This window comes from Pseudoalteromonas sp. P1-8 (genome assembly GCF_001399985.1).
Lineage (GTDB): Bacteria > Pseudomonadota > Gammaproteobacteria > Enterobacterales > Alteromonadaceae > Pseudoalteromonas.
In genome coordinates, this window is the sequence record NZ_LJSO01000020.1 from 34,504 (window position 1) to 57,437 (window position 22,934).

Consider the following 22,934-nt stretch of genomic DNA (forward strand, 5'->3'; position numbering starts at 1 on the left):
GTGTGAAATTAAAGCGAATGACTATTCAAGTTTTATTGGTTGAAGACGACGAACTACTCGTTAAACGCATTCTTAATCATTTCAAAGAAACTGAGTTTAATATTGAGGTAGATTCAACGGGGGCCGATGCATTAAGCATTGTGCAAACGCGTGCTTCAACTAAAAAAGCAGTTTCTCTAGCCGTTATCGACATTGTGTTACCAAAACGCGATGGGCTTTTGCTTGCCAAAGAACTTAATGCACTAACAGATATTGGTGTTATTGTGCTGTCTAGTCGTGACTCGCAAGCTGACCGTATTGCAGGCCTTGCACAAGGTGCCGATGACTATATTTGCAAGCCGGTTGACTTACTAGAGCTTGAACTAAGAATGCGCGCCCTTTTTAAGCGCATAAAAGGCTCTCAGCAAGATGATGAGAGTGAAGAGTTTATTGAATATGCCGACTTTAAACTGCACCCAGATAACCGCACATTAGTGACCCCTAATGGTGAAGAGTCTCGTCTCACCGAAGCAGAGCACAAGGTACTTATTTGCCTTATTGCAAATGCAGGTAAAGCGACATCACGTGAAAAAATTTCCGAAGAAATAGGTCAACCTGACTGGAGCCCAAGCGATCGTACCGTTGATGTACTTATTGGCCGCTTACGTAAAAAATTAAGCGATGAAAAAGACCAAAAACGTATCGTTACCGTTCGCGGCAAAGGTTACATGCTCTCTATTTAGCAAGTTATCTAATACTGCGTTAATTGACTAATTAACCGCTCAAAGGCGCGATAATTCAGCGCCTCTTTTAATTCATTTAAGGTAATTGCTGGCTGTGCTTTCAAGTCGCTAATGGTACGCGCAACTTTAATAACACGATGATATGAGCGTGGTGATAAAGCCAGTTTTTCGCTGGCTTTTGCTAAAAACTGCAGCTCAGCAGCTGCCAACTCACAATGAATGCTCATTTCTTTATTATTCAAGCGCGCATTCACTTTGCCTTGCCGGTTAAGTTGAATTGCATAAGCTCTTTCAACTCTGGCTCTTACTTGTTCACTGCTCTCTTCTACTTGCGTGCTCTGTAATTGGCTACTGGTGAGTCGCGGCAGCTCAATTTGTAGATCAATCCTATCGATAAATGGTCCAGATACTCGAGATAAATACCGCAATACTTGATCAGGCGTTGCACGCTTATCTGTATGGCTTCCTGTGGGGCTAGGGTTTAATGCGGCGATCAGCTGGAATTGCGATGGAAATTCCATTTGTCGTGCCGCTCGCGATATAGTCACCACGCCCGTTTCCATTGGTTCACGCAGTGAATCGAGCACTTTTCTCTCAAATTCAGGCAGCTCGTCTAAAAACAGTACACCATTATGAGCAAGAGAAATTTCTCCCGGCTTAGGGTTCGAAGAGCCACCAACAAGGGCCACAGCAGAGCAAGTATGATGTGGATTTCTGAAGGGGCGTTCACGCCAATTAGATAAATCAACCGACTGACCAATTATCGAATATAACGCGGCAGTGCTAATTGCTTCATCATCCGACATGGTTGGCATAATCGTAGGCATACGTTGGGCAAGCATTGACTTGCCAGTACCTGGAGGGCCAAGAAACAGTAAATTATGGCCACCAGCGGCTGCTATTTCGAGTACCCTTTTGGCGCCAGGTTGGCCTTTCACATCACTTAAATCGAGTAGCGAGTCACGCTGCGACTGCTGCTCAGGATAGCTAATATTAAGTGGCAGGGGTTGCTGATTTAATAAGTCATTCCAAACATCTTGTAAGGAGTAAACGGCTTTTCGAGCGACGCCCGAAACAAGGCTTGCGAGATTGTCGTTTTCAGCGGGTAAAAAACAACAGCGACCCTGCTCTTTCGCTCCTAACACCGAAGGTAAAATAGCGTTAACCCCTCTTACCTCACCATTTAAAGCCAACTCTCCGTAAAACTCATAACGATGAATATCAGGGCAGTTTATTTGCCCAGAGGCGACTAAAATACCCACAGCAATAGCCAAGTCAAAACGGCCGCCTTCTTTAGGTAAATCAGCAGGTGCAAGGTTGACGGTTATTCGTTGATCTGGAAAACCAAACTGAGAGTTTTCGAGTGCGCTACGCACTCTATCTTTCGACTCTTTGACTGACGCTTCAGGTAAGCCAACGATATGAAAAGCGGGCAAGCCATTTCCTAAGTGTACTTCTACAATCACTTCAGGAGCTTGCACACCCACTTGTGCGCGTGAAAATATTCTAGCTAAAGACACGATCCATGATGTCCCTATCATTCATCCTTAAATTAAGTTTAGTCGGGATATTTAAAAACGTGTAATGTCAGTTGCCATTTCATTGCAGCTAAACGCAGTGATAAGGTCATTAGCATGGCTAATATCATAGCTACTTCGGCCACTAAACCCAGCGAAGTACTTAATGTATAAACAATGCCACCAGCGATACAAGCAATTGCATAAAGCTCGCCCTTTAATAGCATCGGCATATTTCCAGCCAGCACATCACGGATAACACCGCCAAAACAGGCTGTTATTACACCCATGATAATCGCCGTGGTGTCTGGCATACCTGCGAGCATGGCTTTTTGTGTGCCCATCACCGCAAAAAATGCCAAACCGAAAGCATCAGCAACTTGCAGCGCATTAAGTGAAATAGAACGCTGCTTATTGATTAATCGAGTGGTGACAAATACAGACAATAAAATAGCCCAGAAATAGCTTTGATCATGTAGCCAAAATACAGGAACATCTAAAATAACGTCGCGCACAGTCCCACCGCCAATAGCAGTGACTGTGGCCAACACAACAACCCCAAAGCCATCCATTTTTTTGTTGTACGCCAGTAGCGTTCCAGAAACTGCAAACACGGCTACGCCGAATAAATCAAACCAATGGTAAAGTTCAGTCATGTTTGTAACTAAAAAGTAATGTTAGTGCCGTTGTAACATAAACTTTTCAATCTTTTAAGCGAAGTTTCGATTACTCGCCTTTTTCGACCAGCTCAATAAACTTTAAACTTTGCATCATAACGTTATCTGCAAGCGTAGAGTCTGAAAAGTAAGATTCCTTCTCAGTGGCTTTACTAGGAGCTGCCAACAAGATGTTATAATCATCTTCTAACTCGACCCATAAGCTTCGTTCTTGAGCATTTAATTGCGCATGTTTTTTACGAACATTGTCGGCTTCATAAAATGCCTCTTGTGCTTTTAAGAATGCATCTTGTGATTCTTCGCTCATATCTTCACTTGAAAACAAGCTATTACTTAAATCACTAATGTCTTCTTGCATTGCATCCATCGTTTGGCACCCACTAAGGGTAAGAAGTAATACTGAGAAATATAACGCTTTCATAAACTAACTCCTCAAAAAAGCCCAGTAGCATTGCTGCTACTGGGCTCAGAAAATTACTGCTTAATTAAACTGCCCGATACAAAAGTGTGTAACTCGGGATCATCATTATCATCGTAGGTTTCAGGTACTTCGAAACCTAGCGTTGCTACACTAAAACCACCTTCAATGGTTATCACGGGGGTCATAGTCACACCATAGCCATAATTTTGCGTAGCTGTTGGTTCGCTATACATCATCAACGACCCAAGATCTAATGCCCACTCTGCTGAGCGTACTTCACCATCTAACTCAAATGTTGCAGTACCATCATTACTTATAACGACATTAGAGGTTTCTAAACCACTGCCATCATCAGCCATAAAGGTAAATACATGTGAGCCAATAAGATCTGCTTCAGTGAAAGCTGCTTGATCAATAACTCGTGTAACGCGTTCGAAGAGGCCAAAATCATCGCCGTCTTTGAACTGTATAAAGTTACCTTGTGGCTTCACAATAAAGTAAGGGTCAGCAAATTCAATTGGGTCACCATAGGTTTTTACATAGAAATCAACCACTACCTTTTGAGTTTCTGCATCATAGGTGTAGTAACCACCTGATATACCTAACTCATCAAACTCAGTATCATGAGCAAGCTCTAAGAAAGTGCCATCCTCTTTAAATACAGCAATGAAGAAATCTCCATCGTAAGAGCCATATGTATAACCCCCTATTAGCGGATTTGATTCACTGTAGATTCTACTTAGCGTAATAGTACCCTCACCTTCGATATCGAATGTCAGCGTATCTCCATCAACACTGGCAACAATACTGCCAGCATCATCTATACCGAAACTACCATTGGTATCTTCCGTAATAGTGACATCAAAAGCGCCTGTTGTTTCATCCCAAGTAAAGTCACCAATTTCAAAACCAGGGAATGCGGTGTCATCATCAGGGTCGTCCATTGCTTGAATTTGTAACCATTTTCCATCACGAATAATTACCGCGACATCAGGCTCATCAGCAAGCTGCCAAGCCCCATCTAATGGATGATCCGTTGCAGGACGCTCTACAACGACTTGCTCTTCAGCCATTGCCTTATCAAAGTACCACGCTTGTTTAGCATCTTCAGTACAACTACCTGCTTGCTCATACACGCAAATATTTAAGAAGTTTCGATCAAAGTCACTCACTTCAGCCTTCATGCTATCAAATAGTAATTTCCCTGACGCTAAACTGTAGTCGTATTGATTGACCACTCCAAGGTAAGTGAAGGTGATTTGATGGCTATACTCTGCCGTCATCTCATCATAAATAGTCGCTATTTTAATGGTTTCTACACCTAGCTCTCTTGGTGAATAAAGTTCAATGTAGTTAGTTGTAATTGGGTAGCCATTATTATCAAAACTTGCGTTTTCTTCTAACCAATAGGGTGCGAATTTGGTGACCCCATACTCATCTGACACAGAGAAGTTACGTAGATGAGATGAATAATCTTCGACACGCTCCGAACCATCATAGTTAAAAAAGCGATATTTACGATAGGTAAAGTTTTGACCATTGTTAGTGGCTAATAATCGCTGCGAGAACTCACTGTATACTTGGCAAACTTCCCCTTCAGGACAAATTGGCTGAACACCATTGCTCGTAAAATAGTTATATCTTAAGAACACTCCCTCACTGCTTACTTGCCAAGAACGAAAGTTTTGATTCAGGTTAAAGTTCATTAAACCATCATCATACACATCATAGTGGAGGTCTGTTTGAGGTGAGTTATAGCCTTGGTAAACAGTCCATTTACCCAATAGGTCTGACTTAGTAAATGAAAGCTGATTATCTCTCACCATTAAACCTGTGACTGTACGTGAGCTATCGTCCGCTTTAGCTTCGAGTGAAGCCGCAAATTGATAGCCCACTTGTACATTTTTAACGAGCCAAATAGCGATGTCATAACTAATAGTTTCTGCATTATTGCTTATAAGCAGTCGATTCCCATCAACTTGCCAAGTCACACTAACAGGCGCGTTATCGTTATCAATGAGCGTTCCTGTTCCACCAGAAAGTAACTCAACACTTACTGCACTACTATATCCACCAAACTCGCTTAGGTTATCAATAACCCAATTACCAATAAGTTCATCAGCTGTCACAGCAAGTGTTTGCTGTTGTTCAATAAGGGTGGCGTTATAGTTCGATTCTGTAGTTCTATATACAACATCTGAACTGGTTATGCGTGTTTCGCTTTTACGGAAAAACTCAACCGTTCTGTTTGCATCGTTTTCAAGAAGAATAGTTAGGTCTAACTCAACTAAGTACTCACAAACATCTAGCTGTTCATCGTTTCCATCAGTAACCACAAAGCAACTCATTAATGCTGGCTCAGCCAAAGTAATTGTGATGTCTTGCTCTTGTTGCGACCAACTAAAGTCAGTATCAACATCCAGTAAACTGACATACCCGGTACCATCATTATTAAACTCAAACTGCCCAACTGAAGTTCGATAATATTGTGGCTGCATTAATAAATAGTTGCCGGTCAGATTATTGATTGTTTGATCAACTAATTCATCATCATCTTTAATCTCTTCTTTTGTAGAGTCAATTAATCCTGGGTCTTGGCTTTCAACTGTATTTATAAAGTCATCAATTTGTTCAGCGCTAGATATTAAATCAAGGGTCGAATCGACACCCTCAGGTAGTTCGTAGTCATCATTATCTACAATGATCTTGATTAACGCTGCAAGTAGCAGTTTTTCGTCAGCATCAACAGCGAGCAAAGCTTCATCTAATGCTTGTTCAGAATCGATGTTTGTACCGTCGCGGCTTAAAAGTGCAAACTCTGCAGTACTGACATTAGTAATGTTTACGCCAAAGTTTTCATCTTTGCTTAATGTGCCATCGGCTCCTGCTTGTGAAACAAGCGTTGCGATAGACTTCAGTTGGGATACAAATTCAACGCCCGGATCAATGGAGTTATTACCCAACGCCACCAGCTTAACCAGTTCATCAGCATCTGAGTCATCAACCTCAATGTTTACGCTATAGCGGCCTTGAGCATCAGCGGTAATCTCAAATTGTTCATCACCAATCTGCACCACAATACTTGAGTTGATAATCGGCTCATCGGTTACAATACCGGTGATCGTTACGCTGAGCACTTTACGTTTAAGCTCAATCGTTACTGTTGCTGTGGCGGTTGCACCATCATCATCGGTGACTGTCAGTGAAACAACGACATCTGCATCATCTTCGATTTCAGGCGCGGTGATCGTAAGTGTACTTGTATCGCTGCCGGTAAGTGTTAGATCTGGACCTGATGTTTGCTGCCATGCGTAACTTGCAATTGTGCCATCACTGTCTGTTGCCGTCGCTTGTAGGACTAAATCACCACCTTCTGTTACGCTGCTATCACTACTAATAGATACCGTGGGATTTTTGTTTGTAGCGACGGGAGGGGTATCATCATCGTCATCACCACCTCCACCGCCTCCACCACAAGCGGTTAAAGCGACAAGACTTGTCGCTAGTAATAATTGTTTTAAATACTTTATGGAGTGAAAATTAGGGGGGCTCATCATGCTAATCCTTACATTGAGTACTGTATTTCCCTAAAAAGAGGCAACTGCATACACAGTTGCCATAACTCAAGGGAAGCAAAACCTATTTTGAACATGAAATAAAGGCGGGATCTCAGTGTCGTCCTTAACCATAATCTGAATTCAGTCATGTTTGCCCGTCAAATATGAACACCCGAGATCCCATCAAAGCGATTCATTTTTCGTTAAGGTTCAAGGGTAGATTAGTTACAAGAAATAAGTATGCTGAATGCCGACAAAAATGTACTCAAATACGACATTTCCTATATAAACAACATGTTATATGTAATGACATTGGTACTCTTTCGCTGTCATGCCATATTTTGCTTTAAAAAATTTAGAAAAATACGAGCGTGACGAAAAGCCCACATCATCTATTACTAAGCTTATTTGTCGCCCCTGTCTTAGTAATTCAGCAGCTTTACTCAGTCGATAATTACGCAAATACTCACTAGGAGTAATGTTTAATAGAACTTTTAACTTACGTTGTAATTGACGCTCACTAAGCGCTAATTCTTTCGCACAATTCACCATAGAGAAACCTTGTTGCTGGTAATGCTCAGCAACATACAACTCAAGCTTTTCAAGCAGCTGTTTGTCACGAGGATCAACCACAACCGGTTGCTTTGTCTCAACATGATCAGGTGCATCCATAGTTTGCTGTTGAGAATATAAATTGACCCAATGTATCCAATTCTCAACTTTTAAAAATAGCTCTTCTCTATCAAATGGTTTGGTGATCACATCTAGCGCATGCTGTTGCAAACTACTTACTCGGGTTTCATAGTCGCCCTTGGCGGTCAAAATAATCACCGGAATATGACAAGTAACGGGCGAATTATGTAATGAATCTAAAACAGTAAAGCCATCGACTTTTGGCATCATTAGATCAGTAATTATTAAATCTGGTACTTGGCTCAGCGCTATTTGCAAACCGATCTGACCATCTTCAGCTAATAATACTTGATAGCGGTGCTGTAACTCTGTTTTTAGGTAATGACGTAGCTCGTCATTATCTTCAATAATTAATACACTTGCTTTGTCATGACTCACTTTTGATTTTAGGCTTGTACTATCAACAGGAACTTGCTCTGCAAATTGTGCTGTTTTAAATGCGAGTTTAAAGTTGGTTCCTTCTCCTAAACGACTTGCCAACACAATATTGCCTTTGTATTTATCGACCAGACGTTTAACGATAGCTAAACCTACGCCACTGCCTTCTACATTTGCATGACTACTTACTCTGTAGAAAGTATCAAACACCTTGTCTTTTTCAGCGTCTGCGATGCCTTTACCTGTGTCTGTTACTTCTATGTAGGCAAGCTCACCTGATGCGCTTATGATTAAGCTGACTTGGCCTTGCTGAGTATATTTAAAAGCATTGCTTAAGAGATTAGTAAGAATCGTGATCACCCCTTCTCGGGTGCTTTCAATAAATACAGCCTCTTCAATATCAACCTTAAAGTCGATGGGCTTTTCACCTAACACAGCAAACTGCCCCGCGACCTCTCTGGCTATTGCCGATAATGATACAACTTTAATAATCTCTTCATGGCGCTCATCATAGCGAGTCAAGGTTAGTAGCTTATCGACCAAGTTTTCTAAACGCCGACTATTACGCAATACCAAATTCAGTTGCTCACGCTTTTCAGTATTTCGCTCATCTGCTACGAGCTTTTGCAACGGCGCAATTAACAAACTCAAAGGAGTACGTAATTCATGGGATGCATGTGTGAAAAAACGCACTTTATTTTCGAGTGAGTCACTCAGAGCGTCAGCTTGCTGTTCGATTAGCATTTTTTGCTCTGCGATTTCGTCAGTGCGTTCGCTAACAATTTGCTCCAGATAATATTTTTGTTTGCGTATACGGCGAGTCCAAAGCACTGTGAATAACCACACCATAGCCAAAATCAGCATGGCTGCTAGCAGATAAAACTCACTTGTTTGCCACCAAGGCGCAAGAACCGTTATGTTTAACAGTAATGGGGTGAGCGCATTTGCCCTATTTTCACTACTAGCATTAACTTTCAACTGATATTTACCAGCAGGAAGATTAGTGTAGTCAACAGATAAAAACGACCCTGTAGCTTTTCGCCATTGGTGTTCAAAGCCTGCTAACTGATAGGAGTACTGGTTAGTCTGTGGCTCAGAGTAGTGTAGGTAACTAACCTGAAAATGAACCCGTTTAATTCCCGCAGGAATAGTCACTGAACGGCTTTTTTCTATTTGGTATAAACTGCCTAAACGGCTGACTCCCTGATTTACCACATCCTCATCATCAAACTGCAAACTAGTGAGTGCTAATTGCCCGCCAATAGTATTAACTTCAAGGTCAGCAGGATTAATGACACTAACCCCTTGAGTGCCACCAAACATCAAGCGGCCATCACGGGTTTTTAAATAAGCACCGGCATTAAATTCATTACCTTGTAAGCCATGTCGAGCTTTATAATTTTTTATGCTCATGGTTACAGGGTCTATTTTAGCGAGGCCGTTGTTGGTACTTAGCCAGACCCTATCTTCATTGTCTTTTAGCAACGCATAAACGACTTGATTAGGAAGGCCTTGAGCGACATTAAGCTGATGAACTTGCTGGTTGCTCAAATCAATAATATTTAAGCCGTTCGATGTTGCGAGCCACATTTGCTGATCAATTTTTAAAAACGCTCGCACTGTATTATCAGATAAAGCCAAGTCTCCTTTGCGATAATTAGTGAGGGTATCGGTTGCTGCGTTGTAGTGATAAGCCCCATCACCATCTGTGCCTATCCACAGATCTGCTTGCGAGCTTTTGTATAAACTCGTCACCCGCGCCGTTGGAATTACAAGTTGTGTATTTGCTACAGGCTGTGCAAAACTAATAAATTTGCCGCGCTGCCTATCAAAGCAAAACAGCCCCCCTCCATTAGTGCCGACCCAAACATTATTTTTCTCATCGACTAAAAGGTCATATATACTGTTTTCAGTTAAGCCATGCCCGCCTTCATCTGCCCGAAAGTGACTGATGCTGCCATCGGTATGCAAAACATCAATCCCTTGCTGCCAGCTGCCAATCCATATATCGCCATTACGATCTTCGGCGATGGCTTTAATTGCATTGCTACTGATTGAATACGGTGAACTTTCGGTGGTTATGCGATCTAAACGATTTAATTGCTGATCAAGAATATCGATACCGCCACCCCAGCTGCCATACCAAATACGTTGCTTTGAGTCTTCAAATAACGCCCACGCATCGTTACTTGAAAGTGGCGTTGGCTTTTTTAACTTACTAAATTGCAATGATGCAGGGTCGAGCTTACTGATCCCATGTGCAGTACCAAACCACATAATGTCGCTACTGTCTCGGTAGATACTATATACCCGGTCATGAGCAAGACTATATTTATCAAACGGGTCATGCGCTAAAACGGTGAAGCTTGCATCAATAGGGTCGTAAACATTAATTCCGCCGCCTCGCGTTGCTAGCCAAACTCGGCCTTGGCTATCAAACTCAATATCACGAATTTCATTACTACTAAGCCCAGAATTATCATCATTAGAAGTTAACCACTGCGTTATTGTTTGGGTGCTTAACGCAATTTTATATAAGCCGCCGCCCTGACTTGCCAACCAAATACTGCCATCAGAAGACTGTTTGATAGCAAAGATACTAGCATGAATATCTACAGGCTCAGCAAAGCCAGAAAAAACCGAATTGATTTGTTGATTATTAATAAGGTCATAATGAAGTAACCCAGCTCCATGCGTTCCTATCCAAAGGATGTCAGCGATTTTTGATAGCGCATAAATAGGTTTTTTTAACCCTGTTATTAACGTTTCAAGCTGCTCTGTTCGCTTATCGTAACGAAACAGGCTGCCGTCGTAAGTGCCAATATAAACTTGCTGTTGCGCCACCAATAAACTAGTAATGCGACGCTCTTTTAGAAGCGGCTTAGAAAATTGATAATTATGTAATGCGAGTTGGTTTACACCACTATTTCGAGTACCTATAAACAGCTGTGATTCGCTATCAAGTGCCAACGGATAGATATAGTTATTCGCTAGGCTATTTTCCTTATCGGATGCTGTGAATACAGTAAATTCATTGCCATCAAAACGATTTAAGCCTGCCTGTGTTGAAATCCAGATAAAACCTTGCTGGTCTTGAACAATATCAAACACAACACTTTGCGATAGACCATCATCAATATCGTAGTTTTGAAATGCACACAAAGCTGAAGGTAAGAACAGAAGTGCTAACAGCGCTATTAAAAAACGGATCATCCCTAAATCTACTTATTTATTATTAGTTATTAATCAAGCGTAGTTCAGTTCAGCTAACATTCATAATCATTTCCCAATTTAGGGATGAATAACTAGGATAGATATCAAGGGGTTGGATTTAGGTGTGAGTTAGGGGGTAAAGGTGCTAGGTGCTAGGTCAAGCACAATCAGAAGAAAGGTTTAACATGAATTGTATTGGGTTTCGCTACGCTCAAACCAACCTACACAAAGAATGAACTGGGTGAACCCGAGTGAAAACACTGCACTAAACAACACTCTCATTCTACTTAAAACTTATAGCTTAAAGCTTCCAGCTTTTTCAGGCATAAAAAAACACGCTTTCGCGTGCCTACTTATCAAACTCATTTAATTTTAATCTTCAATTTCAGTTGGTTGCGGGAGCTGTGAGTTTTGAGGGCGAACCGACGACCTTCGGGCTCTGAACCTGAATTTCAGGCATAAAAAAACACGCTTTCGCGTGCCTACTTATCAAACTCATTTAATTTTAATGTTCAATTTCAGTTGGTTGCAGGAGCTGTGAATTTTGAGGGCGAACCGACAACCTTCGGGCTCTGAACCTGTATTTCAGGCATAAAAAAACACGCTTTCGCGTGCCTATTATGTAATTTCAGTTGGTTGCGGGAGCCGGATTTGAACCGACGACCTTCGGGTTATGAGCCCGACGAGCTACCAGGCTGCTCCATCCCGCGCCTGTAATCTCTAAGTAACATAAGCATGTTATTGCTGCCCTGTTTCAGAGAGAGCGCTATCATATAGCAATAAGATTAGAAATCAAGGGTTATAGTGACAAATTTAATTCAAGCGAACAAAAAGCACACAAAACACCGTTAGAATGCACGCTGATGAGGACTAATCATTTTTTGCCACTCCCAATCAGGGTGACCCATCACGATAAAGTCAGGGTTTTCTGTGCTTTCTCGTTGATTGTAAGTTAACGGGTTGAATTCGGCATCGGTAATACAGCCACCAGCTTCTTCGACAATCACTTGTGACGCACCAGTATCCCACTCACCCGTTGGCCCGATACGTAAAAAGCAGTCCGCTTTACCCTCAGCGATAATACACGCTTTTAATGAACATGAGCCTAATGCCACCGTCGCAAACTGAGTATTTAAATACTGGCTGACCGCTTCAATTTTTTGTCTGCGGCTTACAGCTAAGGTTAAATTATCCGGCGTTGCTACCGAAATTTGCTGATCTTGGCCATTTTCACGTTTAAAGGCGCCATTTTGATAACTAGCAAAATAAGTCACTTGTTTCGCTGGCCAATGGATAACACCCAGTACTGGGCGATTATTTTCAACTAACGCGATATTAACTGCAAAATCACCGCTTTCGAGAATAAACTCCCCGGTACCATCCATAGGATCAAGCAGCCAATAACGGTGCCAATCTTTTCTGTCTGCCAGCGCCGGAATGGGTGTTTCTTCTGACATAATTGGAATATCAGGGGCTATGGCTTTCAAACCAGCCATTAATACATCGTTCGATGCTAAGTCAGCCTTGGTGACCGGAGTATGATCTGACTTTTGCTCAGCACCAATATCATCCTGCTGATAAATGGCCATAATGGCATCGCCTGCTTGCTCAGCTAACCGAATACACGGTTCTAAAAAATCATTCATTGCCCGCTCCCGACTCTAAGTACTTTGTTAATAATAGCAAAGCTGCGACACTTCGTGCTTCAGTAAAGTCTTCTTGTTGCAATAATGATTGCCAATCACTTATTGGCCATTTTACCACGACAAGCGGTTCAGGCTCATCACCGGGTAAGGTTTCAGGGTAGAGGTCTTCAGCATACAAAATATGCATAGTGGCATTAAAGTAACTCGGCGCCATGCTGACTTTTTTAAGTTCAGCAAAATGTTTAGCACCAAAACCAACTTCTTCTTTAAGCTCACGGTCTGCAGCTTGCTGTGGGGTTTCGCCTGGGTCAATTAAGCCCTTTGGAAAACCCAACTGATAATCATTGGTGCCTGCACAATATTCTCGCACTAATAACAGTTCGTTATCGGCCGTTACTGGCACAATCATAACTGCCCCTCTGCCACCGCCACGAATTCTTTCGTATTGCCTTTGCTCATCATTTGAGAACTTCAATTCGAGAGATTCAACAGTAAATAGTCGACTTTTAGCGACAACTTCATTAGACAAAATTTGCGGTGGTGTAGGATGCTTTTTCTGTGTCATTGGCATTAATTTGCTATCATGGCAGTTATGCTCATCATAAATCTTTTAAAGTGAATTGCCTATGTTAAATTGGTCAAAAATCGATACAGTGTTGTTAGATATGGATGGCACCCTACTCGATTTGCATTACGATAATTACTTTTGGCTAACTGTCATTCCCGAGCAATATGCGCGTAAACATAAAATCAGCTTAGACGAAGCAAAAGCTAACATTTTACATCGTTATCAACAAGTTCACGGACAAATTAATTGGTACTGCTTAGATTATTGGCAACAACAACTTGATTTACCAATTATGGCGCTAAAACGTGACATACAACATTTAATCAGAATTCGTGAAGATGTTCCGCCGTTTTTAACTGAGCTTAGAAAAGCAGGCAAGCAATTGATCATGCTTACTAACGCACACCCAGATTGTGCCATGTTAAAGTTTGAACACACTGCTATCGATAATTACTTAGATGGGGTTATCTCAACTCATCAATATGGCGTGAGTAAAGAGCATCAACCATTATGGCAACAAGTACATCAAGAATGGCAGTTTGATAAGGAACGGACTTTATTTGTGGACGACAGCCCTGCCGTGCTAGATGCAGCAAAAGAGTTTGGTATTGGTCATATACTTGCGGTTGCCAACCCTGATAGCCAGCAACCGCATAAGCAGTTCGATGGCTTTTTATCAACCATCGATTTTCGCGAGCTTATACCCGTTGAATGATTACTTCGGGTAACGCTGCTCTAAGCCTTGATATACAAGTTTTGCAAAATCTGCATGCTCTGTATCTAGGCTTTTTACCACTTCAACCAAGTGCTCGTTATCTTCTTGGCCATTCCACACCTTGATATAGCTACCGTCTTTGTAGCCATGATCTTGGCGGAAGAAATTCAAGGTGTTTTTACCAACGTAGCCACGGTATAAATCATCGATATCCATACCGATTTGCGCCATACAACCTGCAAATGCAGCTGCATTAAAACTCTTTTCAGCGACTGCTGACGCGGCTAATAATTCGAGTGTTTGTTTAAAGTCATCGGCTTGAACTGGTGCACTTAACTCAGCTTCAAGTTGCGCAGCTAACTGCTCATAGCTGGTTTCACCATCAATGCGTAAAGATAAACCAAAATGGAAAATATCAACTAACTCTAAAATAACTTGTTCTGTATCTGGGGTTTGTTTCTTCCACCACTTCCAACCGTAGTGGTCAAGCATTTCAGCACACTCAACCCAAATTGCACGATACCATTCAAAACCTTGGCTAAACCATTGCTCATGAACTTTGGTATTCATCGCATTTTGCATCTCGAGCATAACAACGAGTTTTTGTAAATTAGCAGACATTCTTTATCCCAACTTGCATTTTTTATTTGCCTATATACTACAGTTAAATTTGAGTTTGATGTAGGTAAAGATGAAATAAATCCCGCAACAATCAGGTCATCTTTGTAGTTGATAAAAATAACCGAGGAAGCCCATGTTTAAATCTCTATTCATTAGTGCACTGTTTGTACTATCAAGCCACGTTATCGCTGCAACTGCGACTAATATTGCCGAGTCAGCAGAGCAAGTTAGTCCGTTATTACCTGGCTTAACGGTGCCAAATGTTGAATTGAAAGACCAATACGGTAAAACCGTCTCGCTAGCTGAGCGCTTTAAAGAAAAAACTACCGTGCTGATTGTTTATCGTGGTGGCTGGTGCCCATATTGTTCAAAACAATTGGCCAGCGTGCAAAAAATAGAGAAAGAATTAGCAAGCTTAGACGCGCAACTAATTGCCGTTTCACCAGATAGTCCTGAAAAACTCGCTGAAACAAAAATTACAGCTCCTAGCTATCAATTGCTTTCTGACGACAGCCTTACTTTGGCGCAAACGTTAGGTTTAGCATTTTATTTAGATGACAAAACAGCAAAGATTTACCGTAATAAGCTTGGGGTTAACTTTGTCTCGTTAGAAGGTGAGCCAAAAGTAGCACTGCCAGTACCCGCAGTATTCGTGATAGATACAAATGGGTTAGTTCATTTTCAATACGCCAACCCAAATTACAAAGTACGCTTAACAGAAGATTTATTACTAGCTGCTGTTAAATCAGTGAGTGAGCAATAAATTAGCTACCGATAAGCAGAACATGTGTCTGCTTATCGGCCTTGTGTAAATTCTTGCCAAGATTCAATTAAATCAACAAAATCTTCAAAGCCACAGCCACTGCACAGGCCTTCTTCTTCAAGCATTAAATCATCATCTTGGTAGGCAACTAAGTCTTCGTTATCTTGATGTAATGCATGTGCTTCGAACAGCGCTTCGTCTTTACTTAAGATCAAATCAATTTCTTGACCTTGTAAGGTTAAAGACTCATGACTGTTCTTAACAGCAGAGATCAACGCTTGCACCATCGCAATTTTTTCTTTTCCGACTTCTTCGTTTAGCCAACGGCCTATGATGGCGTGTTCAGAGGAAATTTTAATGCGTAAACCGCTAATAGGGTCGCGGATAAATTGATATTCCATGGAGGGTACTCTTAATACGTTATCTGCTGATTATACCGTTTGCAGCTAAACGTGGCGAGTTTAGCCGCCTTAAAACAACTCGAGCGCCTAAGTGGCGCTCGTGTTTGTGCTAATTAAATAGCTAGAGTCGCGACTTGAAGCGTGCAGCATCAATAATCGCCCATAGGTATACGATTGGCAGTAGAATAAAACCAACTGCCACATAAATTAGTGCACCACTAATAACCCATGCTAAAAAGAATGCAATAGCCGCCATTAAACGACCTTGTACCAATTGTCCTAAACCAGGAAAAAAGATATTACATATTGCTGCGATTACATTACCGCCAGAACCTTGCTCTGCCATACTAACCTCTGTAGTTTTTAATGATTATACTTTTTATAATCACACTTTATGCCAACTTATTATGACTTACAAATCAAAGTGTTAAAAAGTAGCGTTATTTTAATTTTAGTTCTTTTTGCTAAAAATCGGTCAAATTCACAATTTTCATTTACAATTTTAATAACTTGCCAAAATAGCTGTTTATAAAAACAGTATTTTATTTAGCCTTGCATAAACACCTGTTATACTCCACCCATTATAGATTGAAAAGGCGTAACGATGGACGTTTCTGAATTACTCGATGGCTTAAATGACAAACAACGGGATGCTGTCGCAGCCCCATTGCAAAATATGCTGGTACTTGCAGGTGCAGGTTCTGGTAAAACTCGAGTACTTGTTCATCGCATCGCATGGCTCATGCAAGTTGAGCAAGCTTCTGCATACAGCATCTTTGCGGTAACCTTCACTAACAAAGCCGCGAAAGAAATGCGTACCCGTGTAGAAGAAACGTTAAAAGCACCGGTTGGTGGTATGTGGATTGGCACTTTCCACGGCTTATCTCATCGTATTTTACGCGCCCATCACCGTGAAGCGAACTTGCCTGAAAGCTTTCAAATCTTAGATTCTGACGATCAACAACGCATGATAAAACGCTTACTTAAAGCGATGAACATCGATGATAAAAAGTGGCCAGCAAAACAATTTGGTTGGTATATCAGCGCGAAAAAAGATGAAGGTCTGCGCCCTAAAGACATTCAAGCCTACGATATTAATGAGCAAATGATGCTGAAAGTCTATGCTGCATATCAAGAGGCTTGTGACCGTGCAGGTTTAGTCGACTTTGCAGAAATACTGCTGCGCTGCTACGAAGTACTTAAGAATCACCCAACACTTTTACGTCACTATCAACAGCGTTTTGCCCACATGCTGGTAGACGAGTTCCAGGATACCAACACTATTCAATATGCTTGGTTAAAATTACTCGCAGGTAACACCAACAGTATTATGATCGTAGGTGATGATGACCAAAGTATCTATGGCTGGCGTGGCGCAAAAATTGAGAATATCAAACGCTTTTTAACTGACTTCGAAGCCGAAACTATTCGCCTTGAACAAAATTACCGTTCAACGGCAACAATCTTAAAAGCATCAAATGCACTGATCAAAAACAATGCTGAACGCATGGGTAAAAGCCTTTGGACAGACGGCAATGATGGTGAGCCTATTTCTGTTTACGCTGCGTTTAATGAATTAGACGAAGCACGCTTTGTCAGCAGCAAACTACGTAGCTGGCTAAATGCAGGTAATGCATTACAAGACGCCGCGATTTTATACCGTAACAACGCGCAATCTCGTGTACTCGAAGAAGCAATGCTACAAGAAGGTTTAAAATACCGCATTTACGGCGGTATGCGCTTCTTCGAACGTCAAGAGATCAAAGATGCGCTTGCATATTTACGTTTAGTGGGTAACCGTCAAGATGATGCTGCTTTCGAGCGCGTTATTAACACCCCTGCCCGCGGCATTGGTGATAAAACGCTAAGTCATATCCGTGATTGCGCGCGCAATGAGTCATTGCCACTTTGGTATGCCGCAAAAGCAATTGTAGAGCAACAACACCTATCTGGCCGTGCAGCAAGTGCCGTCACTAAATTCTTAGAACTTGTTGAGCATATCGAAGATAAAATCAGCGATCTCACCTTAGAAGAGCAAGCGAAATATGCCATTCAAACCTCAGGGTTAATGGCAATGTATCAAGCTGAAAAAGGTGAAAAAGGCCGTGCCCGCGTAGAAAACTTAGAAGAGCTTATTAGTGCTTGTGGTCAATACGAACTTCCTGAAGATGAAGAGTTCAGCTCACCACTACAGGGATTTTTGGCTTATACCTCACTAGAGTCTGGCGAAGGTCAAGCTGATGAGCACGAAGACGCGGTGCAAATGATGACACTACACTCAGCAAAAGGCCTAGAATTCCCATTGGTATTTATGGTTGGTGTTGAAGAGGGCATGTTCCCATCACAACAAAGTAATGAAGAGTCTGGTCGTTTAGAAGAAGAACGCCGCCTCTGCTATGTTGGTATGACTCGCGCGATGGAAAAACTATATATTAGCCATGCAGAAAGTCGCCGTTTATACGGACAAGAAAAGTACCATAGCCCATCACGCTTTTTACGTGAAATGCCTGAAGACTGTATCGAAGAAATCCGTATTAAAACACAGGTTTCAAGACCGCCAGCGGCAGGTCGCTTTAGTCCATCAGTAACACATGCCGCATTTGAAGATAGCGGCTTTAACTTAGGACAACGCGTATTACACGCCAAGTTCGGCGCAGGAACCGTACTCAATTACGAAGGTAGCGGCGCACAGTCACGTATTCAAGTGAACTTTGATGACCTAGGCAGCAAATGGCTTGTAACACAGTATGCAAGACTTCAAGCCTTATAATGAGTACTTAACAGCACTGTGTAATGAGCTGGTGATTGCAAAGCATCGCCAGCTTGTCATTGTGCAAGGCAGCGAAACTTGGTGCTACCAGTTTGCAAACCAATTAGCGCTCAAAAATACCTATGTTTTCAGTAGCAGCTCATTATTAGCAAATAGTGAGTTTCCAAAACATGCTCACCAAATTCTTGGCCAAGAGTTTCAACACGCAATTTTTGATGGTTTTAGCGGCTTATATGCCGATAAACTCGCAGCGCTTGCAGGTACCGTAAAAGCAGGTGGTGTACTGATAATGTTGCTGCCCGATGACCGCAAGTGGCAAGACCCTGCACTCACAAGTATTACCTCTTATGGCCAAGTGATTAAACACAGCTTTTTTAATCAGCGTTTATTCTCCAAGCTAAAGTTGCAGCCACATTATTTTACTGAACACTCGCTCCCTGCTTACCAATCAGTATCGCCAGCAACTGCTGAGATAAATTATCAGCAACAACAAGCATGTGTTGAGCAAATTATTAAAACCGCAACAGGGCGCGCTAATCGCCCTTTTGTGATCAGTGCGGACCGAGGTCGTGGTAAGTCAGCTGCTTTAGGGATTGCAGCAGCAAGTCTTCAAGATAAAAAAATCCTTATTTGTGCCACGCAAGCCAAAGCCGTACAAACAAGTTTTAAGCATTTAGCCACTGAGCTTGGTGTTAGCAAAGAACAAAACTTTAAGCAACTAGCTAATCTTAGCTATATTGCGCCAGATACACTACTAAACGAAAAACCTGACTGCGATCTGTTATTTGTCGACGAAGCAGCGGCGATTCCGGTTCCTATGCTATTGCAGATCCTAAAAAGTTATCCACGAATCGTATTTGCTAGCACTATGGTTGGTTATGAAGGAAATGGGCGTGGTTACACGTTACGCTTTTTACATTACTTACGTAGCCAATATAAATCGCTAAAGGCAGTTACTCTGGATGAACCTATTCGTTTTGCTAAACATGACCCCCTCGAAAATAGCCTACGCGAACTATTACTACTCGATGCAAAGTACCTAGATATGCAGAGTGGTAAGTCTTACCAATTTGAAAATATAAGCAAAGATCAACTCGTTGAAGATGAGCAGCTGCTTAGTCAAATTATGGCGCTACTGGCGCTGGCTCATTACCAAACCACAGTAAATGACTTACGCCAATTGCTTGATGCCCCAGAGTTACAGCTATCGATCTGCAAACAAGAAAATGCATTAAAAGCCGTTTGCTTAATTGCTATTGAGGGTGGCTTAACGCCTGAGATTGCTGAGCAAGTTATAAAAGGAAAGCGCAGGCCTCATGGTCATTTAATGGCGCAAACTCTGACTCAATTGAGCCGAAATACAGAAGACTTGTGTAAACGCTCAGCGAGAGTTGTGAGAATAGCTGTTGCACCTGAATGTCATCAACAAGGTATTGGCTCAGCCCTGTTAAACTACTGCGAAAGCCAATTAAATAATTGCAGTTATTTTGGTGCCAGTTTTGGCGCAAATGCAGCGTTAGTTAAGTTTTGGCAAAGTAATGGCTTTAATATTGTTAAGCTTGGATTTAGTCATGACAAAGCAACGGCTGAACATGCTGCTTTAGTGATTAAAGCGTTAGATAAGCAAAGCACAGATAGCGCAGCACTCTTAATAGAAGAGTTTAAACAAGACCTGTCTTTGCAACTCCTTGGTCACTTTAGCTCACTTCCTTGGCAGCTTATTGCAGAGCTATTCAAACGCTTACCAAAAAGTGACCTATCTTCTGCCTTAGATGCAAGAGCTGAGCGGCTGTTAACCGGTGATATTAACCTCTTCCAAGTGCAGCCATTGCTATGGCAAATGATTTGGAGCACACCAATTAGTCTAAATTTATTAGATGAACATACAAAATTCATCCTTATTCGACTAGTATTACAGCAAACCTCTGTAAATAGCTTAATCGAAGAAGCCGGTTTTACAGGTAAAAAAGACTTAGACTCACAGTTCAAAACCGCAGTGCAAGGTTGGTATGCTCACTATAAATCACTTCAAAATAACAGCTATTAAGTGTTTAAGTATTTGTACCTTGCTGCTATCTCAGATAGCTTTAGCTGAACACTCACAGCCTACCATTAAACTCGGAATGTCCACTGCACTCACAGGACCTGCAAAGCAAATAGGCGAACAACTGGCGCTTGGCAGTAATATTTACTTTAATAAAATCAACAAAGAAAACGGTGTTAACGGCCAAAGTATCGACCTGATATTAGCTGATGATGGCTACGAGCCAAAAAATACCGTAGTGAATACCCGCGAGTTTTTATTTGACCAAAAAATCCATGCGATTTTTGGCTCTATGGGCACACCAACAGCCCATGCAATTAAGCCCCTGCTAGATAGACACCGTATTCCATTTCTCATGCCATTTACAGGCGCTGACTTTTTACATAACAGCTCAATGCCAAATGTATTTAATCTTCGTGCGAGCTACCAAGATGAAGCCATAGAGCAAATTAACTACCTAGTTAAAGAGCGTAAGCATGAAAAAATTGGTTTAATGATCCAAGCCGATGAGTTTGGTTATATGGTAGAGAGCAATCTCGTTAACGCCCTAAAAATACATGGTATTAAACCTGTAGAAGTCACGCGATTTAAGCGCAATAGTGATGATATTTCAAAAGCTTTAGCGCTTCTAAAAGAAAGTAATGCAACCGCAATTTGTTTAGTCGGTACCTACAAGCCTCTCGCTGAATTTGTTAACGCTGCAAACAAACAAAACTTCAACCCAGACTATACTTCGGTGTCTTTTGTATCGAGTCATGATTTATATCAGCGAATTAAGCAGCCCGCCAACATTATGGTCACTGAAGTGGTTCCCGACCCTAATAACTGTAAAAACCCTTGGTGTAAGCAGTTTATTGAAGATATCGAGCCTTATCACACGAGTGCGAATAGAATTATATTTGAAGGTTATTTGAATGCCGTTGCATTGGTTAGCGCTGCCCAAAAATGTCCAACGCCTCTAAACAATCAATGTCTGCTGACTGAGCTAAATCGTCTCTTTACTGACACATCAGATTTCGCTGATCTATTTAACACTCACACTGCGGGAAATAACAAAAAAATCTACCGCTCATATTTTAAAAGTAATTAGGTTAAACTACGACTAAATTACAATAATGTTCTATGCTATAGAGACTTAACAAGGCTTTGAGGGAAATATGGATCTGATTAATTTTCGAGTTGGCCAAAAGACCATTTCACTAAAAATTCTCGATATTCTTCTAACCGAGCGTTACGAAGGAAACTTAACGTCGTTGCCAAATGAAAATAAAAGCTTCATTGGAGTTAAAGATTATATGGAAACTCCAACGCCTATCTTTGATTTAGGAATTGTATTAAACAATCACTCAACCAAAGAAACCAATGCTGAATTATCTGACCTTTTAGTCGAAAGAGAAAAAGACCATTTAGATTGGCTAGATGCCTTAGAAAATAGCCTAGTAACAGGTGCACCTTTTACAAAAGCCACAGATCCAGACAAATGTGCATTCGGTCGTTGGTATAACAACTTTGAAACCGATAACGAAGACTTACAAAGTATCTTAGCCAAGTTTGATAAGCCACACCGTGAATTACATGCTATGGCCGGTGAGTTATTAGAATTGCAAAAAAGCCAACCTCACGACAAGGTGATTAGCCTATTTGCAGAGAAAAAGCGCCAAACATTCAACCAGCTTATTAGATTGTTTGAATCGGCACGTGAGCAGATCATTCTTGATTACAAGCCAATCATCATCTTCACCACAAAAGACGGTGTAACACCTCATATAGGCCTTCTAGTCGACAAAGTAGAAGACAACATCAACGTAAAAAAAGAAGACATCAAACCGTTAGACCAACTTACCTCGGTTGGTTTTGATGTTGATCCGCAAACTAAAAACATGATGCGCGGACTAATCAAAATGAAGCATAAACACAGCTTGTTATTAGACCCAAGTGCCATCTTCCGCCCAGAGCACCTCATGCGCCACGAAGCAGAAGAAACCGAAGAGTATGGGCTTTTTTAGTCGCTAGTTAGCGAGCTAGAAAGAGTAAAGTTAGCGAGGAGAAAGTTGAAAGGCCTGGCGTAGGTTGGGTAGAGCGAAGCGAAACCCAACACATCACAGAGCTATCAGCTTTCAGCCGTCAGCGTTCAGCCGCGCGGTATGGGTGTTTAGTGCTGCGTCTTCCTCTGCCGGAGGTTCTAGGTTCTAGGTTCTAGGTTCTAGGTTCTAGGTTCTAGGTTCTAG

Annotated in this window: 17 protein-coding genes and 1 tRNA gene; 7 read left to right on the forward strand and 11 right to left on the reverse strand. The window is 41.6% G+C overall.

The annotated features are described in order from the left end of the window. Window positions 1-17: 17 nt before the first annotated feature. Window positions 18-722 carry a response regulator transcription factor gene (locus AN213_RS19075; RefSeq protein ID WP_055199364.1) on the forward strand — a complete coding sequence of 235 codons (705 nt, stop codon included), beginning with the start codon at window positions 18-20 and terminating at the stop codon, window positions 720-722. A gap of 8 nt (window positions 723-730) precedes the next feature. Here AN213_RS19075 and AN213_RS19080 read toward each other — a convergent pair whose 3' ends face one another. The 8 genes from AN213_RS19080 to nudE all read right to left on the reverse strand — a co-directional run bounded on the left by AN213_RS19080 (window position 731) and on the right by nudE (window position 13,389). Next, window positions 731-2,242, reverse strand: a complete 1,512-nt coding sequence (locus AN213_RS19080) for a YifB family Mg chelatase-like AAA ATPase (protein ID WP_055199365.1) — start codon at window positions 2,240-2,242, stop codon at window positions 731-733. A gap of 38 nt (window positions 2,243-2,280) precedes the next feature. Then, window positions 2,281-2,895: a trimeric intracellular cation channel family protein gene (locus tag AN213_RS19085; protein ID WP_055199366.1), complete on the reverse strand. Its 615-nt coding sequence runs from the start codon at window positions 2,893-2,895 to the stop codon at window positions 2,281-2,283. Window positions 2,896-2,965: 70 nt separating this feature from the next. Next, on the reverse strand, window positions 2,966-3,337 hold the full coding sequence (locus AN213_RS19090) for a hypothetical protein (RefSeq protein ID WP_054563936.1): 372 nt from the start codon (window positions 3,335-3,337) through the stop codon (window positions 2,966-2,968). A gap of 53 nt (window positions 3,338-3,390) precedes the next feature. Next, the gene (locus tag AN213_RS19095; protein WP_150114741.1) at window positions 3,391-6,894 is read right to left on the reverse strand and encodes a PKD domain-containing protein; all 3,504 of its coding nucleotides are present in this window, start codon (window positions 6,892-6,894) and stop codon (window positions 3,391-3,393) included. 297 nt (window positions 6,895-7,191) lie between these two features. Next, on the reverse strand, window positions 7,192-11,178 hold the full coding sequence (locus AN213_RS19100; protein WP_055199368.1) for a two-component regulator propeller domain-containing protein: 3,987 nt from the start codon (window positions 11,176-11,178) through the stop codon (window positions 7,192-7,194). A gap of 633 nt (window positions 11,179-11,811) precedes the next feature. Continuing rightward, window positions 11,812-11,888, reverse strand: a tRNA-Met gene (locus AN213_RS19105). Between the two features lie 138 nt (window positions 11,889-12,026). Next, window positions 12,027-12,824, reverse strand: a complete 798-nt coding sequence (cysQ, locus tag AN213_RS19110; RefSeq protein ID WP_055021754.1) for a 3'(2'),5'-bisphosphate nucleotidase CysQ — start codon at window positions 12,822-12,824, stop codon at window positions 12,027-12,029. After that, a complete protein-coding gene (nudE, locus tag AN213_RS19115; RefSeq protein ID WP_171040476.1) occupies window positions 12,817-13,389 on the reverse strand; it encodes an ADP compounds hydrolase NudE in 573 nt (190 codons plus the stop codon). Before nudE ends, cysQ begins: the two co-directional genes overlap by 8 nt. A 61-nt stretch (window positions 13,390-13,450) precedes the next feature. On the opposite strand from nudE, the gene yrfG reads away from it, so the two are divergent. After that, window positions 13,451-14,107 (forward strand): GMP/IMP nucleotidase, encoded by a 657-nt coding sequence (gene yrfG, locus AN213_RS19120; protein WP_055199369.1) that lies wholly within the window; start codon window positions 13,451-13,453, stop codon window positions 14,105-14,107. Here the strand turns inward: yrfG and AN213_RS19125 are convergent, their stop codons facing one another. Then, window positions 14,108-14,728 (reverse strand): dUTP diphosphatase, encoded by a 621-nt coding sequence (locus AN213_RS19125; protein ID WP_055199370.1) that lies wholly within the window; start codon window positions 14,726-14,728, stop codon window positions 14,108-14,110. It lies immediately after the preceding gene. A gap of 133 nt (window positions 14,729-14,861) precedes the next feature. Between AN213_RS19125 and AN213_RS19130 the strand changes: the two genes are divergently transcribed. Next, window positions 14,862-15,491 carry a peroxiredoxin-like family protein gene (locus tag AN213_RS19130; protein WP_055021757.1) on the forward strand — a complete coding sequence of 210 codons (630 nt, stop codon included), beginning with the start codon at window positions 14,862-14,864 and terminating at the stop codon, window positions 15,489-15,491. A gap of 32 nt (window positions 15,492-15,523) precedes the next feature. Here AN213_RS19130 and AN213_RS19135 read toward each other — a convergent pair whose 3' ends face one another. Both AN213_RS19135 and AN213_RS19140 read right to left on the reverse strand, forming a co-directional pair. After that, window positions 15,524-15,892: a YacL family protein gene (locus AN213_RS19135; protein WP_055199371.1), complete on the reverse strand. Its 369-nt coding sequence runs from the start codon at window positions 15,890-15,892 to the stop codon at window positions 15,524-15,526. A gap of 121 nt (window positions 15,893-16,013) precedes the next feature. Beyond that, a complete protein-coding gene (locus tag AN213_RS19140; RefSeq protein ID WP_054554878.1) occupies window positions 16,014-16,238 on the reverse strand; it encodes a hypothetical protein in 225 nt (74 codons plus the stop codon). 258 nt (window positions 16,239-16,496) lie between these two features. Here AN213_RS19140 and uvrD point away from each other — a divergent pair, with 258 nt between their 5' ends. From uvrD to AN213_RS19160, 4 genes are all read left to right on the forward strand, one after another. Further along, window positions 16,497-18,662: a DNA helicase II gene (uvrD, locus tag AN213_RS19145; RefSeq protein WP_055199372.1), complete on the forward strand. Its 2,166-nt coding sequence runs from the start codon at window positions 16,497-16,499 to the stop codon at window positions 18,660-18,662. Beyond that, window positions 18,640-20,709: a GNAT family N-acetyltransferase gene (locus AN213_RS19150; RefSeq protein ID WP_055199373.1), complete on the forward strand. Its 2,070-nt coding sequence runs from the start codon at window positions 18,640-18,642 to the stop codon at window positions 20,707-20,709. The genes uvrD and AN213_RS19150 overlap by 23 nt, the downstream gene beginning before the upstream one ends. Then, window positions 20,672-21,796 (forward strand): ABC transporter substrate-binding protein, encoded by a 1,125-nt coding sequence (locus tag AN213_RS19155; protein WP_095209797.1) that lies wholly within the window; start codon window positions 20,672-20,674, stop codon window positions 21,794-21,796. Before AN213_RS19150 ends, AN213_RS19155 begins: the two co-directional genes overlap by 38 nt. A gap of 67 nt (window positions 21,797-21,863) precedes the next feature. Further along, complete coding sequence (locus tag AN213_RS19160; protein ID WP_055199374.1) at window positions 21,864-22,712, forward strand: CZB domain-containing protein; 849 nt, start codon at window positions 21,864-21,866, stop codon at window positions 22,710-22,712. Window positions 22,713-22,934: the final 222 nt, after the last annotated feature.

Coding starts and splice junctions, on each gene's coding strand:
- AN213_RS19075 (WP_055199364.1), top strand. CDS start 18: ATGACTATTCAAGTTTTATTGGTTGAAGACGACGAACTACTCGTTAAA.
- AN213_RS19125 (WP_055199370.1), bottom strand. CDS start 14,728: ATGTCTGCTAATTTACAAAAACTCGTTGTTATGCTCGAGATGCAAAAT.
- AN213_RS19160 (WP_055199374.1), top strand. CDS start 21,864: ATGGATCTGATTAATTTTCGAGTTGGCCAAAAGACCATTTCACTAAAA.
- nudE (WP_171040476.1), bottom strand. CDS start 13,389: ATGACACAGAAAAAGCATCCTACACCACCGCAAATTTTGTCTAATGAA.
- AN213_RS19085 (WP_055199366.1), bottom strand. CDS start 2,895: ATGACTGAACTTTACCATTGGTTTGATTTATTCGGCGTAGCCGTGTTT.
- yrfG (WP_055199369.1), top strand. CDS start 13,451: ATGTTAAATTGGTCAAAAATCGATACAGTGTTGTTAGATATGGATGGC.
- AN213_RS19100 (WP_055199368.1), bottom strand. CDS start 11,178: ATGATCCGTTTTTTAATAGCGCTGTTAGCACTTCTGTTCTTACCTTCA.
- AN213_RS19150 (WP_055199373.1), top strand. CDS start 18,640: ATGCAAGACTTCAAGCCTTATAATGAGTACTTAACAGCACTGTGTAAT.
- AN213_RS19155 (WP_095209797.1), top strand. CDS start 20,672: ATGCTCACTATAAATCACTTCAAAATAACAGCTATTAAGTGTTTAAGT.
- AN213_RS19090 (WP_054563936.1), bottom strand. CDS start 3,337: ATGAAAGCGTTATATTTCTCAGTATTACTTCTTACCCTTAGTGGGTGC.
- cysQ (WP_055021754.1), bottom strand. CDS start 12,824: ATGAATGATTTTTTAGAACCGTGTATTCGGTTAGCTGAGCAAGCAGGC.
- AN213_RS19140 (WP_054554878.1), bottom strand. CDS start 16,238: ATGGCAGAGCAAGGTTCTGGCGGTAATGTAATCGCAGCAATATGTAAT.
- AN213_RS19095 (WP_150114741.1), bottom strand. CDS start 6,894: ATGATGAGCCCCCCTAATTTTCACTCCATAAAGTATTTAAAACAATTA.
- AN213_RS19135 (WP_055199371.1), bottom strand. CDS start 15,892: ATGGAATATCAATTTATCCGCGACCCTATTAGCGGTTTACGCATTAAA.
- uvrD (WP_055199372.1), top strand. CDS start 16,497: ATGGACGTTTCTGAATTACTCGATGGCTTAAATGACAAACAACGGGAT.
- AN213_RS19130 (WP_055021757.1), top strand. CDS start 14,862: ATGTTTAAATCTCTATTCATTAGTGCACTGTTTGTACTATCAAGCCAC.